Below are 16,994 nucleotides of genomic sequence, written 5' to 3' on the forward strand. Positions count from 1 at the left end.
GCGCTCAGCAACTGGTTCTGAATTGCTGGAACGGCACAGGCTCATCCGGTACACCGGGTGTATCAGACAGACTTTTCTGCCACCAACCGACGTCGTGCCAGGCACCGAGTTTGCAGCCGACGTCGGTATAGGTGCCGAGGTGCGAAAAGCCGAGACGCTCGTGCAGCGCAATGCTCGCATCATTCGGCAAAGCAATACCAGCAAACGCGTTGCGGAAACCCTGCCCCGCCAGCGTCTCCAGAAGCTGTTGATACAGCCGTGTCCCGACCTTACGGCCCTGAGCCGCCGGGGCGACATAGACACTGACATCGCAGGACCATTTATAAGCTGCACGGGTCCGGTGCTGCGAGGCATAGGCATAGCCGAGTGTATGACCTGCTTCTTCGGCGACCAGCCAGGGATAGATCTGCAGCGTGGTCTCAATCCGCTGTGCCATCTCCTCCACAGAGGGGGGTATCAGTTCGAACGAAATGACCGTGTTGCGGACATAGGGCGCGTAGATGTCAGCGATCCACCCGGCATCGTCAGAACTCGCTACACGGATCGTCAGGCTCATCCCGTCTCGCCGAACAGCTCCCGGCCGATCAGCCAGCGGCGGATCTCCGATGTCCCTGCCCCGATCTCATAGAGCTTCGCATCGCGCAGCAGGCGCCCGGTCGGGTATTCATTGATATAGCCATTGCCGCCGAGGATCTGGATGGCGTCCAACGCCAGTTTCGTCGCGGTCTCGGCCGCGTAGAGGATCGCACCAGCAGCGTCCTTGCGGGTCGTCTCGCCCCGGTCGCAGGATTTGGCAACGGCATAGACATAGGCCTTGGCCGCATTCATCTGGACATACATGTCCGCGACCTTGCCCTGGATCAGCTGGAACTCGCCGATCGACTGTCCGAACTGTTTGCGGTCATGGATGTAGGGGATCACGACATCCATACAGGCCTGCATGATGCCCGTCGGACCGGCGGACAGAACGGCACGCTCATAGTCGAGCCCGCTCATCAGCACACGGACGCCGCCATTCAACGGCCCCATGATATTCTCTTCCGGCACTTCGCAGTCTTCAAAGACCAGTTCGCCGGTTTCCGATCCGCGCATGCCGAGCTTGTCGAGCTTCTGCGCGACGGAGAAGCCTTTCATGTCCCGCTCGATCAGGAAGGCGGTGATGCCTTTCGAGCCCGCTTCCGGTTCGGTCTTGGCGTAGACGACTAGCACATCGGCGTCCGGCGCATTGGTGATCCACATCTTGGTGCCGTTCAGAACGTAGCGGTCACCCTTCTTTTCGGCGCGCAGCTTCATCGAGACGACGTCAGAGCCCGCCCCACTCTCGCTCATCGCAAGGGAGCCGAGATGCTCGCCGCTCATCAGCTTCGGCAGGTAGCGCGCTTTCTGGGCGTCAGATGCCCAGCGGCGGATCTGGTTCACGCAGAGATTCGAATGAGCGCCATAGGAGAGGCCGACCGAGGCAGACGCGCGGGAGATTTCCTCCATCGCCACGACGTGTTCGAGATAGCCGAGGCCGGTACCGCCCCATTCCTCCTCAACCGTGATGCCGAGCAGGCCGAGCTCGCCCATCTTGGGCAACAGGTCACGCGGGAAGGTGTCCGTCCGGTCGATCTCGGCGGCGCGGGGCGCGATCTCGTTCTGGGCAAAACTTGCCACGGTTTCGCGGATCATGTCGGCGGTTTCGCCGAGGTCGAAGTTCAGGGTGGGATATGTGTTCGCAATCATGGCGGTTGATTAGCAGGCCGTTCCCGGCCTGTCAGCAGTCAATCCTGCCGCGTGATCGCCCGATAGAGATAGTAGATCGCCAGCACGCTCAACAGGACCGATCCGAAGGCCAGCAAGGGGCCGACAAAGGCCTCGCCTTCGCTGTCCGGAAACCGCTGCACAGTCGGCGCGGCCGTGCGGCGAACGCCTTCGAAAATGCCCCAGAGACCAAGGCCGGACAGGAGCGCATAGGGCAGCCAGCGCATCACGCTGATGTCGCCGTTCAGCCCATTTCCGCGCGACGGCGGAAGGGCCGGCGGGCGCAGGATTTCCCGGCGGGGTTCCGGAATTTCGGGCGTCGTCTGGCGCAGGACAGGCGCAGCCGCCGGCGAATGTGCCATCTGTACCTGGCGGGCTTCGATGACCGTCTCGTCCGGCCGGTCCTCTCCAGGGCCGTCCGGCTCTGCCAGGGCTGACACCGCCCGGGTGATCTCGTCGGCCGTTGGCACGCCGGTTTCAGACGTGTCCTGCAGCGTGTTGGCGGCCTGCTGTTCACCCAGCAGTCTCGTCATCCGTTCAGCGACGGCGCGAGCCGCGGCCTGCGGGGCTGTGTCAGCGCCCGGAATGAGCGGCGCTGCGGACGTGCGGCCATCTTCGGTTCGCGCCTCGATCACGACAGCCCGTTCCCGCGACACGGCAAGCGCCGCGCCGGGGTCGAACTGCGGACGCATCAGGGCGCCCGGCACAGGGATGCGGCCGGATGGGTGTTCCAGGAAAAGAGCCTTCTCGGCGGCGCGCCGGCGGACCAGCGCATCGACCACGCGGACCTCGCCATCCACCCTGCCCTTCCGCCAGGCCGTCATGCCCTCGGCGGCCTGCAGCCGCTCGCCGCTGTTCAGCAGCGCCAGCACGTTGGATTCCAGAAAGGCGTCCGTCCCGATGTTGAAAGCGAAGGACACAAGCGCGTCGAATTCATTCTGGGTGAGCGGTGTCAGCACGCGTTCGCGGATCATTTCCTCAATCGGCGCCAGGTCATGGTGGCGCAACACGAGTTCGGCGTCGGCGCGCGTGACACGCAGGCCTTCGCGGGCACCGGCTGTGTGACCAAAACCGACGATCCAGTTGCCGTCCGGCAGACGGGTTGCGCGCGCACGAAAGCCCTCGAAGCTCTTGATAAGCTCGACCCCGGCTCCGGACGTGCGCATTGGCAGGGCCATGCAGAATGGCTCCCGTATTGAAACAGTTGGTGTTTTTCTATGCCGCACCCTTGCAAATGGCGCGCCTTTTCCCCTGAGGCGTGAATCCGAAGGCTTTGCCAGGCCTCAGAGCAGGACGAGCGTCGCCAGCCCGAGGAAAGAGAAAAATGCCATCACATCGGTCAGCGTCAACACAAAGACCGAGGAGGCAACCGCCGGGTCAGCCCCCAGCTTCTTCAGGCCAAGCGGCACCAGAATGCCCGAGAAGGCCGCCCAGAGGAATGTCGCCAGCATCGCAGTCCCCAGAACCACAGACAGTTTCACGTCATGGAACCAGACCAGCGCGACCAGACCGACACCGACCGCAAACAGCAATCCGTTCACAATACCGCTCAACGCTTCGCGCAGGATTGCCCGGCGCACGGCATCGCCTTCCAGCTGGCGTTCGGCGATGGCGCGCACCGCCACAACCAGGCCCTGGCTGCCGGCATTGCCGCCGAGCGCCGCGACCACCGGCATCAGGATCGCCAGCTGCACAACCTGATTCAGCGTCCCTTCAAAGAGAGAGATGATGCCGGACGCAATGAAGGCCGTGACGAGGTTCACAGCGAGCCAGGGTGCGCGCGCCCGCACAGTGTCGACAACGGAGTCCGCTCCGTCCGCCGAGCTGACGTTCAGCAGCGAGAACAGGTCTTCCTCGGCCTCTTCCTGAATGACGTCGACCATGTCGTCGACGGTGATCATCCCGACCAGGCGCCCGGCAGCATCTTTCACCGGCGCAGAGGCAAGCGAGTATTTCTGGAACTGGAAGGCCACTTCTTCCTGGTCCATGTCGGTGCGGATGTCCGACAAGGGGTCCGTCATGATGTCCGACAGCTGCACATCGCGCGGCGTGCGCATCAGGGTCGCCAGCTGGACGATGCCCTGCAGCCGGTAGGCCGGGTCGATCACATAGATTTCGTAGAAGACTTCCGGCAGTTCCTCGCCCAGCTCGCGCGCATGGTCGATGGCGTGACCGACGGTCCAGTATTCCGGCACGGCCACGAATTCCGTCTGCATGAGACGGCCAGCCGATTCCTCTTCATAGGCGAGGCCGCGTTCCAGCTGGGCCCGGTCAAAGGGCTCAAGGTCTTCGAGGATGCGCTCGCGGCGCTCGTCCTCGAGGTCTTCCAGGATGACGGTCGCATCATCGGAATCGAGTTCGTCGAGCGCGCTCGCAACCGCGGTGTCCGGCAGGACGTCGACCGCTTCTTCCCGGTAGGAATCGCGCAGTTCGATGAGGATGTCAGACGGCAGCTCTCCGCCCAGCAACTCCACCGCCTCAGAGAATGCGTCGAAGGGCAGCGCTTCCAGCAGGTCAGCCGCATCGGCCGGGTGCATGCGCTGCAGTGTCCGCGCCAGCCAGCGTGTATCCCGCTCATCGACTGCGTCGACAAGGTCGTCCAGCAGGTCCGGATCGACATTCGGCGGCTCTGGCGCCGGATTGGGAGGCGTGGACACGTCGGTCATGGCGCCTGTCTTGCCGCTGTTGCTGCGCCGCGGCAAGGCCCCTCCTCTCCCGGCGTGAAGATGTCAGGACGAAAGAACGTCCGGACGGACTTCCCGCAGGGCCTCTGTCAGGTTGCCGAGATGGGTCTCGCCCAGCACGCCTTCCATTTTTGCCTGCGCGGCTTTCCAGTAGGGGCGCGCCTCTTCCAGCTTCTTCAGGCCGAGCGTGGTGAGCAGGACGCGGCGCTTGCGGCCGGTGCCTTCATTGCCGCGATGGACAAAGCCCGCCTTTTCGAGCGGCTTCAGGTTCCGCGACAGGGATGTCCGGTCCAGATTCATCAACTCGGCAACGCGCGAGATGGAGTCCGGTTCATACCGTCCGATCACATGCAGTAGTCCGAATTGGGTAATGGTTAGTCCGGTCGGGCGCAGGGCATCGTCATAGTGGCGGGTAATCAGGCGCGCGGCGCGAAGCACCTTGCCGGCAACGCAGGTGCCGGTCACTTCAGACAGAAGGTCAGCGGAATCAGTCATCATCTCGTGTATATGCAGCCTGGACGCGGGATGTCCAATCACGACCAGTTTTACTACGCCAAGGCTTTAGATTCCGTGTATGGAAATCTCATTGTAGTGTATATACACTTATATTGGGTTCGGCAAACACCTCCGTATGCCGGCCTCTCTCCCCCGTCCGGCTTTCCCCGGCCGGACGGGCCCTTTCCCGGCATGTTCCGGCTCGCACCATATCGTGCATATACACTAAACTTTGCAAGAAAGGCTCCTCCCATGTTCTCCTCCCGAAGCATCACCGCCGGTCTGCTCGCCCTTGGCTTCGCCGCAGACCCGGCTTTCGCCGCGCCGGACCTCTACCGCAACGGCCCGACACCTGCCGAAACCTGCGCTAACGGCGTCGCCACGCCCGGGGCCGCCTCACCCGCGCTCAAGCGCGTTTGCGAAGAAGCCGTCAGCGAACAGGGCCTCAGCCGCAAGGACCGCGCCGCCACGCTCGCCAATTCCGGCATCGTCAGCCTGCGCCTTGGCGAATACGAACCCGCCCTCGACCGCCTGACACAGGCCGCAGAGCTCGGCCCGATGCACGGCGACATTTCCATCAGCCTTGCGGCCACGCTGATCCGCCTCGGGCGGGCAGACGAAGCCATTGAAGCATTGTCGGACATCGAGGCTGTGTCGCCGGAGAACCGGCATATCGCCTACTACAATCGGGCCCTCGCTTATTGGGCGCTCGAGGATGCGGAAGCAGCCTATCGGGATTTCTACGCAAGCGCCGCGCTCAAGCCTGGCTTCGGCCCTGCCGAGGAAGCACTGGGGCAGTTCCAGGTCGCATCGATTGAGTAGCCCTGCTGCATCAGGGCTGTTTGTGCACACGGACAGCAGCCCTGAGCACGCTTCATCGCGGAACGTCGTGAAGCTGAGATCAACTTGGGAATCATTCATTCGCTAAAATCGATCCAGGGTCGATTTTTGGGCGCGGACCATCGTCGGGAATGAGCAGCCCTGAGCCTGTTTCATCGCGCAGCGTAGCGAAGCGGGAAACATCAAAGGATTCATTCGATTGCTAAAATCGATCCTCGATCGATTTTAGCAATCGAATGGTGCGGTCGAGAGGACTCGAACCTCCACGGGTTGCCCCACAGCGACCTCAACGCTGCGCGTCTACCAATTCCGCCACGACCGCACTTGTCTCATTCGAGGCGAAGGCGCCGTATAAGGCCCGCCTGCCGCTTTGTGAAGCCCCGAATACACCCTATATGCGGGGCGTGATGCACAAATTTTCTCCTGTCCAATGGGCCGTGTCGGATCGGCCGGTTCCCTACGAAGAGGCGCTGGCCTTCATGGAGGCCCGGGCACGGGCGATTCATGAAGAAAACGCGCCCGAACTTGTCTGGTTTCTTGAGCACCCGCCGCTCTATACGGCAGGCACGTCTGCGAAGCTCGACGATCTTCGCGACCCGTCCCGTTTCCCGGTTTTCGATGCCGGACGCGGCGGCCAGTACACCTATCACGGCCCCGGCCAGCGGGTGGCCTATGTGATGCTGGACCTCGGCAAGCGCGGCAAGGATGTCCGCGCCTTCGTGCAGAATCTCGAACGCTGGATCATCACCGCGCTGAAAAGCTTCAACATCGAAGCCGGCCCGCGTGATGGCCGCGTCGGCGTCTGGGTGGACCGGACGCAAGCCGGCGGCCCGCTGCGCGAGGACAAGATCGCCGCCATTGGTGTGCGCCTGAAGCGCTGGGTCAGCTTCCACGGCATCAGCCTGAATGTGGAGCCGGACCTGGAACACTTCACCGGCATTACGCCCTGCGGCATCGCCGATCCGCGCTATGGCGTGACCAGCCTTGCGGATCTCGGCATACCGGCGGCGATGGCGGATGCGGACATCGCCCTCAGGGATGCGTTTGAGACCGTCTTCGACAGCGCGCTGGAGCCTGTGCCCTGCCCGCTTCAGCCTGCTGCGTAAGCAGGCGGCAGCTCTTCCTCGCCCTGCGCAATGTCGCTGCCGGTCCTGAACCGGCCGACGCCGCCGTTCGGCATGCGGGCGACATAAAGCAGCGTCCACAGCATCACGAGAAATGAGGTTGGTGCCCAGACCAGCATGGCAAGGCCGAGACCGCTGCTGGCGGCCATGTCCCGCTCACTTTGCGGCGGCCCCGGACGGCGACGCTGCTGAGGCTGAGGCTTCGCGGCCGCCGCCTCTGCACCATTTTCCGCAGGCGCCTCGGCCGTCACGGCAGGTTTCGGCGCGTGCATCTCTTCATACTGCTTGATGCCGCCCTGCGCGCCGAGAAAGAAGCCGACCAGGCCGAGCATCAGCGGGATCAGGACGATCATCGCCCAGAGCGGCGATTTGTGCGCCTCATTGAAGCGGCGCACATGCGCGACCCATGATGTGAACTCCGTCACGATCACGAACACAAAGAACGGCAGCAGCAGTTCCGGAATCGGCAGGACGAACGCCTCGACCGGTTTCCAGAGGCCGCTGAGGTCTGCGCCGGCCAGCGACGCGATGGACACGGCGAACACCGGAACGATGTAAAGTAACACACGGCCCAGGAACATGAACGTCCACGCCCGGGAGAAGTGCAGCTTCGGGCTCGACCCGAGCGGATTGAAGAACACCTGCCCCCAACGCATGTCGTGGGGATTGTCGCGGGCATCCTTGATCCAGGGACGGTGCGGATCAATCGCTGTGGGGTCGTTGGGTTTCATGAGCGGCGTTTATCCTTGCGCGGGAGAAGTTCAGGAGGCATCGGGGCGGCCGGTTGCCGGCCCGTGGGCATTGGCATCCGGATCGGAGGGCAGCCGCCCTGCGACCAGAGCAAGGCCGGCACTGGTGAGGAGGAAGCTGGCCAGCCGGGTCAGGGCGGTGCCGCGGGCGATCTCGATGGCGTGCTCCTGCTGGGCTTCCAGCATGCCGCTGAAACCATCCTTCAGGCCGGCCTCCTGAATCTGGGTCATCAGCGGCATCATGTCCGGCGACAAAACCGGGAGGAGCACAGCGTCGAGGATCGACGAGACCACCACAAAGCCAAACAGGAACAGCACATTGAACCAGGCCGTATGGCCGGCATCGTGCAGGCGCTTGGCGAGCACGCAGAAATAGCCCCACAACAAGGGATATTGCAGGACTACGGCCCCCACCGACGCACCGACGGTGAGAACCTGAATGATCAGACCGGCACCCGTAAGCAGGATCAGGCCGCGCAAAAAGTCGCGCGGGCCAAGCCGGCCCTTTGGATTCAGCAGGACATAGGAAATGTCCATTCGTTGAAAGTCTCCTTTGGTCAGGTCGGGTCGTCTGCCGGGTTCTTATCAATAAACGATAAATCCGTGCAAGCAAAACCCGCACAATAAAGAGCCGGACCCCTGAAGGGCCCGGCTCTGAGTTCTACCCCCGGCCGGGACCGGGATCGAGGCACAATCGGCGATCAGACGAACGTGTCGGCTGCGCCAGCGGTGGGGTTGAGCGGATCCGGACCGTACTTGTTGGGGCCTTTGGTGCCCGGGATACAAGCGATGACGATCGCGGCAATACCGGCAATCATGTTCAGAACCGGCACGAAATTGGCCGCGACGAGGCCGAGATAGATCCAGCCCGTCTGGTTGATGTCGTGCAGGCGGCGAATGAACAGTGCGATGCCCGGAATGATGATCGCCAGCACATAAATGGCCACCAGGGCGATAAGGATGAAGCCGAGTGGCGACACTTCCTCGGTGCGCATATTGATGCCGCCCAGAACGAAGAACAGTATCGCCCAGACGCCAAAGATGATCAGGTTGAACAGGTAGACCCACCAGTATTCGGCGCGCGTGGAGCGGCCCTGGAAGTCGACATAACGCGAGAAGAACATTTTTACTGCGTCGGGAAAGCTGACCATTTCAGGTCTCCTTGTGTTGCCGGGCCCCCTCTGAAGCACCCGGGCTGTTGATCATTCTGATGAAACGCCGCCCGCAAAGGCCGGCGGGACTCTACCGCTGAACTAGAAGGCAGATGCTGAACCGCCCGGTCCCGGGCCATACTGGTTGTCGTTCGGGTCGGTCTTGAACAGGCTCATTACGAAGCCCACCACGCCGGTCACAAGACCGGTGGACAGGATCGACGGCAGCAACTGGACCTGCGCCATCCGCTTGGATTCCTGCATGGCGTAAGCCATCGCTGCCCCGGGGTCGTTGGAGGACATGTAATCCGCCATGTTCTCCTCCATCTCGCGCTGCATGGCGGCCACATCCACCCCGAACAGGGGCGTCAGAATGGCCTGCGCGACAAAGGAAACGATGATTGCCAGAACCACCATGGCCAGCGTCAGCCAGCCGGTCTTGCCGGCATCGTGGAACCGCTTGGCATGCACGGCAATCCACGGCCAGATGAAGAGGATGCTGGCAAAGCCCAGGAAGGGCGAAACATAGGCCGACAGCACGGTGAGGGCCGCGCTGATCCCAAAGAGTATCAGAACCCCTCGCCAATAGGTTGGCTGGTCGATGCGCCCGTTCGGGCTGAAGAGCAGTTCCATTGCCGTCCCCCAGATCAAATCCGTTGATGAGGGGAACACTGCCCTCCCCCCAGACTGTGCAGATCAGAAACCTGATCTGATCTGCTCACCTGAGGCAGGATAGCGCGGTAATTTGATTATTGGGAGGTTAATTCGCCCTCGGATCAGGCGAACTCGACCATAATTTCGTCGGCTGCGACGCTGTCACCCGCCGAAACGTTGATCGCCTTTACCGTTCCGGTTGCTTCAGCCCTGATAATGTTCTGCATTTTCATGGCTTCGACGACACAGACGGCCTCGCCCTCCTGCACTTCCTGATCAAGCTCCACATCAATGGAGACGACCAGACCCGGCATCGGGGAAATAATCAGCTTCGACGTATCGGGCTTCGGTTTCTCCGGCAGGCGGGCATGCAGCTCGGCGATCTGCGGGGTGCAGACCAGTGCGCGCAGAGCAACGCCGCGGTGGCGGAAGACATAGCCTTCGGTGCGATCAGCGAACTTCACGGCAAAGGTCTTGCCGTCCAGCGTTCCCTCGACGAGGTGCTGGCCGGGCACCCAGTCGGTGACCAGCGTATGCGTCTTGCCGCCATCGATGGTGATTTCCGCATCGCCGTCGCCGCCGAGGTCCAGCGTGACGGGGTATTGCTTGTCGCCGAGGATCACGACCCATTCGCGGCGCGCTTCCGGCACCGGCGCCATGCGGCCCGACGTCAGCGCAGCCCGGCGTGACAGGAAGCCGTGCACATAGGCAGCCGCACAGATCAGCTGCGTCTCCTGAGTCTCCGTCGGCGGAACACCGTCAAAGCCTTCCGGGAACTCGTCCTTGATATAGGCCGTGGTGATATTGCCGGAGCGGAACCGTTTCTCGTCCATCACGGCGGCAATGAACGGAATATTGTCCTGGATGCCTTCGATGTGGAACCGGTCGAGCGCCTCGCCATGCGCGTCGAGCGCCGTATCGCGATCCTTGCCCCAGGTGATCAGCTTGGCGATCATCGGGTCGTAGAACATGGAGATCTCGTCGCCCTCGCGCACGCCGCTGTCCATACGGACTTCGCCTTCGCCCAGCTTGCCTTCGCCCGGCGGGTGGAAGCGCTTCAGGCGGCCGATGGACGGCAGGAAGTTCCGGTAAGGATCTTCTGCATACACACGGCTTTCAACGGCCCAGCCATTGATACCGATGTCGGACTGTTTGATCGCCAGCTTCTCGCCACTGGCGACACGCAGCATCTGCTCGACCAGATCGACGCCCGTGATCAATTCGGTCACCGGGTGCTCCACCTGCAGGCGGGTGTTCATTTCAAGGAAGTAGAAGCCCTTGTCCTTGCCGGACACGACGAACTCCACCGTACCGGCGCTGTCATAGTTCACGGCCTTGGCGAGGGCGACAGCCTGCTCGCCCATCTTCTTGCGGGTTTCCGGATCGAGCAGCGGCGACGGCGCTTCCTCGATGACTTTCTGGTTGCGCCGCTGGATCGAGCATTCCCGCTCATTCAGGTAAATGCAGTTGCCGTGCTTGTCGCCCAGCACCTGGATTTCGATGTGCCGCGGTTCGAGGATGAATTTCTCGATGAAGACGCGGTCGTCGCCGAAAGAGGATTTGGCTTCAGCTTTCACCGCCGGGAAGCCTTCTTCGACGTCCTTGTCATTATAGGCGACGCGGATGCCCTTGCCGCCACCGCCAGCCGACGCCTTGATCATCACCGGATAGCCGATGTCCTTGGAGATCTTCACGGCTTCCTTGGTGTCCTCAATCAGGCCCATATGGCCCGGCACCGTGGAGACTCCCGCTTCGGCCGCGAGCTTTTTGGAGCTGATCTTGTCGCCCATCGCATCGATGGCGAAGGCGTTCGGGCCGATCCAGCCGATGCCCTCTTCTTCCAGCCGCTTGGCGAAACCCGGGTTCTCGGACAGGAAGCCGAACCCCGGATGGATGGCTTCGGCGCCAGTGGCTTTCACCGCCTCGATGATCTTGTCGGCAACCAGGTAAGACTCAGCCGCAGGTGACGGGCCGATGTGAACCGCCTCGTCGGCCATTTCCACGGCCATGGAGTTCGCATCAGCGTCGGAATAGACAACCACCGTCTGAACGCCCATGCGGCGGCAGGTCTTGATGACGCGGACGGCAATCTCGCCCCGGTTTGCAATCAGGATCTTCTTGAACATCTCTACCCCGGCAGGCCTGTTAAAACTTACAGCTTGCCGCAGTTACGCCGCACACCCGAACTTGTCCACACATGACGGAGCGACAAAAGGCCTTGCGAGTTGCAGATAAAAATGTTAGTGATTGATCACTTATATGAAGGAGGCCGTCATGCCGACGATCCGGATTGATCTGCAACAGCTACAGGCCGAAGGGCTGATCGGCGACGATCTGGCCCGCCTGATCGAGACCCGCGCAGTCCCCGATTCCCGCTCGGGCCTGTTCGTGAATCTCTCCCTGATTATGGGGGCGCTGGCGGTCGCGGCAGGGACAATCGCGCTGGTGCCTGACGCTACGACAGGCCTGATCCTGGCGATCCTGGCAATTGCTGCGGCCGAAATGACCCGGCGGTTCGCGCCGGGCGCCTCCCTGAAAGTCCTTTCGGCGGGGCTCGCCCTGATGGGCGTGCTCGGCCTCGCGGGCTGGATCGGCTGGCAATATGAGGACGCGGCCGACACCACGCTGCCTGCCCTGCTGATCACGCTGCTGCTCGGCGCGGGCGCCGTCTGGTTCCGCTCAGCCTTCCTGATGGTGCTGTCTGTGCTGGCCTTCGGTGCCGTGTTCGGTACGGGAACGGGATACTGGCACGCCTGCTACGGCCTCTTCGTCGAACAGCCCGTCATGACCATCCTTGTCTTCGGCGCGCTGACCGCAGGCCTTTATGCCCTGCGCGGCCGGATCGGGGCAGTCTGGCAGACCCTGGCCGGGATTGCCGCGCGCACGGCCTTCTTCCTCGTCAATTTCGCCTTCTGGGTCGGCTCTCTGTGGGGCGACGACCTCGGACCGGACTATCGCTATGGCGAAGGGAATGACTGGGACGCCTGGCGCGCCGCGACGCCGCACGTGCCGGAAGCCGCCTTCTCCATCGGCTGGCCGCTGCTGCTCATTGCCGTCATGGCCCGCAGCCGGAATGGCGGATTCCTGTCAGTAACCGCGACCGTCTTCCTCGCGATCCATGCCTACACGCAATATTTCGAAACCTTCGGCGCGCATCCCTGGACCCTGGTCATCGGCGGGATCGGTCTTGTCGGACTGGCCGTCGGAGCCGCGAAGCTGATGAAGCCGCAGACAGTCGCCTAGTCGTCCCGGCCCTCGATCTTCGCCTCGAAGGCACGCACGCGGGCCGTCAGCGAGACGAGGAAAGCGGTCGACCAGCTGATCAGGAGGAATCCGTTCATGGATTCGGCCACGCCCAGCATCCGCCATTTGTGCGACAGGATCACATCTCCGAAGCCAACCGTGGTGAAGGTCGAAGTGGAGAAATAGACCGCCGTTTCGATCTGGTGGAGTTCTCCAACGAACAGGTAGGCAAAGGCATAGAGCCAGATTTGCAGGGAGTGCAGCGCGAACAGGCTGAACACGACGATCAGGATGCCAAGGCCCTGCCCCAGCGTTTCTCCCATTCTCGACGTCCGGCGCCGGAATTCCCGCCCCCGCTGGCGCAACAGCGCGGTCAGGCCGACAAGCCCGGCAAAATGGATCGAGAAGGTAATCGCAACCATGAGCGTCGCGACGGCCAGATTCTGGAACAGGATCATGTCCTGAGCCTCCAATAGTGCAGGCCTGTTTACCTTGCAGCCATTTAGCTTTCGTTGACGGCGCAAAAATCTGCCGCCACAAGCGCAGTCAAAGCACAACAGACAATCAGAACAGGCAGGGAGGCCGACCATGGCAGACACGAAAGATCTCGCAGGACGCAAGGCAATCGTCACAGGGTCGGCTACCGGGCTTGGGCGTTCCATCGCCCTGAAACTGGCCGAACGCGGCGCCGATGTGATCATCAACTGCACCAAATCGGTCGCCGATGCCGAACAGACGGTCGCCGACTGTCAGGCCTTCGGGGCGCAGGCGCGGCTGGTCCAGGCAGATGTCTCGGCCGAAGAAGGCTGCAAGGCCCTGGCGGACGCCGCCGCTGTCTGGGGCCGGCTCGATATTCTCGTCAACAATGCGGGAATCACCCGTCACGCCCGCGACCATGCCGACCTCGACGCCCTCTCGCGGCAGGATTTTCTGGACATCTATGCGGTGAACGTCGCCGGACCGTTCCTGATGATGCAGGCCTGCAAGCCACTGCTGGAAAAATGCCTTGAAGAAACGGGCCGTCCGGCAGCCGTGCTCAATGTCTCGTCCATTGCCGGGGTCACAGGCGTGGGGTCCTCTGTTGCCTATGCCGCTTCGAAGGGTGCCTTCAACACGATGACCCTGTCTCTGGCCCGGGCACTGGCCCCGGCGATCAGGGTTAATGCAATTTGCCCCGGATTTATCGGCACCCGCTGGTTCAAGGACCAGATGGGCGAAGAACAATACAAAAAAATGGAGGCCGGTGTCGCTGCGTCAGTTCCCCTGAATGTGGCCAGCGGCCCCGATGATATTGCAGATTCCGCCGTTTTCTTCTGCACCGATGCGAGTCGCCATGTGACCGGAGAAACCCTGCTTGTGGATGCCGGCATGCACCTTGGTTATGCGCCACTGGTCGCTCGCTGACCCATTCGCGACGCCCAAAGAGCAGGCAGGGGTGCCTTAAGTCTGCTCAATTCAGCGGCGATCCTTAACTCGGTACCCGGATAAACTCTTTTTCAGTCCGCCGTCTTCGGATGCCGCGTCAATCTGACCCCGGCGCTCAACAGAGCGCGCTCATAAAGAACGGGGAAGTTCAAATGGTATCCAAATTCACTCGGGCGGGGGTCGCCCTCGCAGCACTCGCTGCCGCCGCCGGCGGCGCCTATGCCGAAGGCGAATGGTCGGGCAACGTCGCACTGACGACAGACTATGTCTGGCGCGGGGTGTCCCAGTCGAACGAAGACTTCGCCATCCAGGGCGGCTTCGATTATTCCAATGGCATGTTCTACGCCGGCACCTGGGCGTCGAACATCGACTTCAGCGACGAGCCGGAAGACGCCAATCTGGAACTGGACCTGTATGGCGGTCTCGCGGGGGAGACTGAAAGCGGGATCAGCTGGGACGTCGGCTTCATCTACTATTCCTATCCTGACACGGAAGAAGCAGATTACGACTTCGTCGAACTGCAGGGCGCTCTCGGTTACACCTTCACCAGCGGCGTGTCGGTCGGCGGTGCTGTGTACTGGGATCCGGACAATGAGAACATCTATGTGGAGGGATCTGCGGGATATTCCTTCACGGATAGTTTCTCGATGGACGCCTCTGTCGGCAACTACAGCTTCGATGCTGGTGGCGACTACACCAACTGGTCGCTCGGCGGCACTTATTCCCTGCCGATCGGCATCGATGTTGACCTGCGCTACTGGGATACCGACGGCGACGACATCTATGGCTCGATTGCCGAAGAGCGTGTCGTCCTGACGCTCGCGAAGTCTCTCTGAGGCTTTAAAAACCTCCAACTGCGCGGGGATCATGCCCTCCTCCACGCGCAGCAAGGTGAAGGCCGCTGGTTCCCGCCGGAACTGGCGGCCTTTGTTTTACCCCAATCCCTTCCTATCTATGGCATATAAGGGGGCACCCCATAACCAGACTGGCCTGAAGGAGACGATTGCGTGGCAGCCGAGTTCACACCTGTGCAAGCTGTTGATGCGCTCGTCCCGGCGATCACGCTGCTGGGGTTCGGCGCAGCCTCTGCCCTCGTCACGAAAGCAGCCAGGCTCAGCCCGATCGTGGGCTACCTGATCGTTGGTATACTGATCGGGCAGTACGGGCTCGGCCTGATCCATGAGAGCCAGGCAACTCATTTGCTCGCCGAACTGGGTGTCGTCTTCCTGCTGTTTGACATCGGCATGCATGTCTCCATGCGGGAGCTGAAGGAAAGCCGCCGGGACCTGCTGGGCCTTGCGCCCGCCCACCTCATGCTGACCGGCCTGATGAGTGCCGGTGCCCTATGGATGATCGGCATCGCCTGGCCGATTGCGCTTGCCGTGGGGCTCAGCCTCGGCCTGTCCTCGACCGCCGTGGTCGCCCGCATCCTGACCGAACGTGAGCAGAACTCCTGCCCCATCGGCCGCGCCGCCACGCATGTCCTGATCTTTCAGGACATGGTGGCAATCTTCCTGATGATCTACGCCACGTCTCTCGGCGGGGCAGAAACCGGCGCCTCCGGGCTGGCCGGTGTCATCTCCACGCAATTGCTGGCCGGGGCAGACCTGCCGCTGATCGCCTCTCTGGCACTCTCTCTGGTGCAGGCAGGCCTCGCCTTCTGTGCGGCGGTGCTGGCGGGCAAATATCTGATCAACCCGATTTTCCGGACGCTTGCGATCATTCGCAACGAAGAGGCCTTCACCGCCTTCACCCTGCTCTTCGTCCTGGCGGCCGCCTGCGCGACGGCGATGGCCGGCCTGTCGCTCACGCTCGGCGCCTTCCTGGCGGGCCTGGCCGTTTCCGGTACGCCCTACCGGCATGAAGTGCAGACGGAAATGGCGCCCTTCCGCAGCCTGCTCCTCTCCTTCTTTTTCATCAGCGTCGGCCTCTCCATCGACGTGCCCGCCCTGATGCGCAACCTGCCGCTGGTCCTGCTGGCGGCCGGCGGCCTGATCGGCTTCAAGACCGCACTTGGTTTCGCCGCCGCCCGGCTGAACGGATGGAGCGTGCCAGGTGCGACCCAGATGGCCTTCCTGCTGGCACAGGGATCGGAATTCACCCTCGTCGTGCTGTCGCTCGGCGCCATCGTCACCGGCATGCCCGGCCCGCTGATGAGCAGCGTGGTGGCGGCCGTCGCCCTGTCGCTGGCCATCGCGCCGGTCTGGGCCGACCTCGGTGCGCGCCTCTCCCGCGAGATCGTCCGCCGGACGCAGTCGCGCACGGAAGCCGCCCCCGCCTCGACGCCACTGCTCGACCGCCCGGTCATCATTGTCGGCATGACACAGACCGGGCGACTCGCCGTCGACGCGCTGGAAGATCACGGCATTCCCTATATCGCGACGGAGTTCGACCCCGACCGGCTGCTCTCCGCCGTGGCGGATGGCTACCGGGTGTCCTTTGGCGATGCCTCGAACCTGAAACTGATCGAAGCCATCGGCGGCAACCAGGCCCGCGCCATGGTGCTCGGTTTCCCGCGCTATGAAGTTTCCCAGGAGGTGACCCCGGTCGTGATGCGGCGCTTCCCCGATCTCAAACGCTTTGTCACGGTCGACTCGGCGGAGGACATGGAACGCTTCTCCAACCTCGGCGTCCGCACGCATTTCGCCATGGGGGAACCGCGCGGCATCGAAATGGTGATCGACATGCTGAACGCGCTCGGTGTCCCCGAAGACGAAGTCAGCGCCTGGCTCAGCCACGAAACCGAGCGTTTCGCTATCGGCGAAGCCAAAGCGGACGAGGATGAGGATGACCTCGATCCCGTGGAACCGGACCTCGATCAGGCCGCCTGATCTGCCCCGCTTTCCCTAAAGCGAAGTGTGGGCTGGAAATTGCGCATGATGAGGT

The 16,994-nt window shown here is 62.5% G+C and carries 17 protein-coding genes and 1 tRNA gene; 6 read left to right on the forward strand and 12 right to left on the reverse strand.

The window, feature by feature from the left end; all coding sequences use genetic code 11:
* Positions 1 to 4: 4 nt before the first annotated feature.
* The 5 genes from HJA_RS00990 to HJA_RS01010 form a co-directional block, all read right to left on the reverse strand.
* Complete coding sequence (locus HJA_RS00990) at positions 5 to 556, reverse strand: arsinothricin resistance N-acetyltransferase ArsN1 family B (protein WP_035577120.1); 552 nt, start codon at positions 554 to 556, stop codon at positions 5 to 7.
* Positions 553 to 1,725: an isovaleryl-CoA dehydrogenase gene (locus HJA_RS00995; protein ID WP_035577122.1), complete on the reverse strand. Its 1,173-nt coding sequence runs from the start codon at positions 1,723 to 1,725 to the stop codon at positions 553 to 555. Before HJA_RS00995 ends, HJA_RS00990 begins: the two co-directional genes overlap by 4 nt.
* Before the next feature lie 38 nt (positions 1,726 to 1,763).
* Entirely contained in the window at positions 1,764 to 2,921 is a 1,158-nt protein-coding gene (locus tag HJA_RS17705; RefSeq protein WP_051597221.1) for a lysozyme, read from the reverse strand.
* 105 nt (positions 2,922 to 3,026) lie between these two features.
* Positions 3,027 to 4,409, reverse strand: coding sequence for a magnesium transporter (mgtE, locus tag HJA_RS01005; RefSeq protein WP_035577905.1), 1,383 nt, complete (start codon positions 4,407 to 4,409; stop codon positions 3,027 to 3,029).
* A 63-nt stretch (positions 4,410 to 4,472) separates the two neighbouring features.
* Complete coding sequence (locus tag HJA_RS01010) at positions 4,473 to 4,925, reverse strand: MarR family winged helix-turn-helix transcriptional regulator (protein ID WP_051597222.1); 453 nt, start codon at positions 4,923 to 4,925, stop codon at positions 4,473 to 4,475.
* A 249-nt stretch (positions 4,926 to 5,174) separates the two neighbouring features.
* On the opposite strand from HJA_RS01010, the gene HJA_RS01015 reads away from it, so the two are divergent.
* Positions 5,175 to 5,744, forward strand: coding sequence for a tetratricopeptide repeat protein (locus HJA_RS01015; RefSeq protein WP_035577124.1), 570 nt, complete (start codon positions 5,175 to 5,177; stop codon positions 5,742 to 5,744).
* Positions 5,745 to 5,999: 255 nt separating this feature from the next.
* Here the strand turns inward: HJA_RS01015 and HJA_RS01020 are convergent.
* Positions 6,000 to 6,084, reverse strand: a tRNA-Leu gene (locus HJA_RS01020).
* An 85-nt stretch (positions 6,085 to 6,169) separates the two neighbouring features.
* Here HJA_RS01020 and lipB point away from each other — a divergent pair.
* The gene (lipB, locus tag HJA_RS01025) at positions 6,170 to 6,868 is read left to right on the forward strand and encodes a lipoyl(octanoyl) transferase LipB (RefSeq protein WP_035577909.1); all 699 of its coding nucleotides are present in this window, start codon (positions 6,170 to 6,172) and stop codon (positions 6,866 to 6,868) included.
* Here lipB and HJA_RS17710 read toward each other — a convergent pair.
* From HJA_RS17710 to HJA_RS01055, 5 genes are all read right to left on the reverse strand, one after another.
* On the reverse strand, positions 6,853 to 7,617 hold the full coding sequence (locus HJA_RS17710) for a DUF805 domain-containing protein (protein ID WP_051597223.1): 765 nt from the start codon (positions 7,615 to 7,617) through the stop codon (positions 6,853 to 6,855). The two genes, lipB and HJA_RS17710, sit on opposite strands and share 16 nt — an antisense overlap.
* A 30-nt stretch (positions 7,618 to 7,647) precedes the next feature.
* Positions 7,648 to 8,172 (reverse strand): DUF805 domain-containing protein, encoded by a 525-nt coding sequence (locus HJA_RS01040; RefSeq protein WP_035577128.1) that lies wholly within the window; start codon positions 8,170 to 8,172, stop codon positions 7,648 to 7,650.
* 164 nt (positions 8,173 to 8,336) lie between these two features.
* The gene (locus HJA_RS01045) at positions 8,337 to 8,786 is read right to left on the reverse strand and encodes a DUF805 domain-containing protein (protein ID WP_035577130.1); all 450 of its coding nucleotides are present in this window, start codon (positions 8,784 to 8,786) and stop codon (positions 8,337 to 8,339) included.
* 102 nt (positions 8,787 to 8,888) lie between these two features.
* Positions 8,889 to 9,419, reverse strand: a complete 531-nt coding sequence (locus HJA_RS01050) for a DUF805 domain-containing protein (RefSeq protein WP_035577133.1) — start codon at positions 9,417 to 9,419, stop codon at positions 8,889 to 8,891.
* A gap of 143 nt (positions 9,420 to 9,562) precedes the next feature.
* Positions 9,563 to 11,566 (reverse strand): acetyl-CoA carboxylase biotin carboxylase subunit, encoded by a 2,004-nt coding sequence (locus HJA_RS01055; protein ID WP_035577136.1) that lies wholly within the window; start codon positions 11,564 to 11,566, stop codon positions 9,563 to 9,565.
* Between the two features lie 148 nt (positions 11,567 to 11,714).
* Between HJA_RS01055 and HJA_RS01060 the strand changes: the two genes are divergently transcribed.
* The gene (locus HJA_RS01060; RefSeq protein WP_155839823.1) at positions 11,715 to 12,683 is read left to right on the forward strand and encodes a hypothetical protein; all 969 of its coding nucleotides are present in this window, start codon (positions 11,715 to 11,717) and stop codon (positions 12,681 to 12,683) included.
* Here the strand turns inward: HJA_RS01060 and HJA_RS01065 are convergent.
* A complete protein-coding gene (locus tag HJA_RS01065) occupies positions 12,680 to 13,141 on the reverse strand; it encodes an ion channel (protein ID WP_035577139.1) in 462 nt (153 codons plus the stop codon). The genes HJA_RS01060 and HJA_RS01065 overlap by 4 nt on opposite strands.
* A gap of 130 nt (positions 13,142 to 13,271) precedes the next feature.
* Here HJA_RS01065 and HJA_RS01070 point away from each other — a divergent pair, with 130 nt between their 5' ends.
* The 3 genes from HJA_RS01070 to HJA_RS01080 all read left to right on the forward strand — a co-directional run bounded on the left by HJA_RS01070 (position 13,272) and on the right by HJA_RS01080 (position 16,939).
* Positions 13,272 to 14,087: an SDR family NAD(P)-dependent oxidoreductase gene (locus HJA_RS01070; protein ID WP_051597225.1), complete on the forward strand. Its 816-nt coding sequence runs from the start codon at positions 13,272 to 13,274 to the stop codon at positions 14,085 to 14,087.
* Between the two features lie 173 nt (positions 14,088 to 14,260).
* Positions 14,261 to 14,944, forward strand: a complete 684-nt coding sequence (locus HJA_RS01075) for a TorF family putative porin (protein ID WP_035577140.1) — start codon at positions 14,261 to 14,263, stop codon at positions 14,942 to 14,944.
* Between the two features lie 171 nt (positions 14,945 to 15,115).
* Entirely contained in the window at positions 15,116 to 16,939 is a 1,824-nt protein-coding gene (locus HJA_RS01080; protein WP_051597226.1) for a cation:proton antiporter domain-containing protein, read from the forward strand.
* The last annotated feature ends 55 nt before the right edge of the window (positions 16,940 to 16,994 follow it).

The sequence above is a fragment of the Hyphomonas jannaschiana VP2 genome, from assembly GCF_000685215.1.
Classification (GTDB): Bacteria; Pseudomonadota; Alphaproteobacteria; order Caulobacterales; family Hyphomonadaceae; genus Hyphomonas; species Hyphomonas jannaschiana.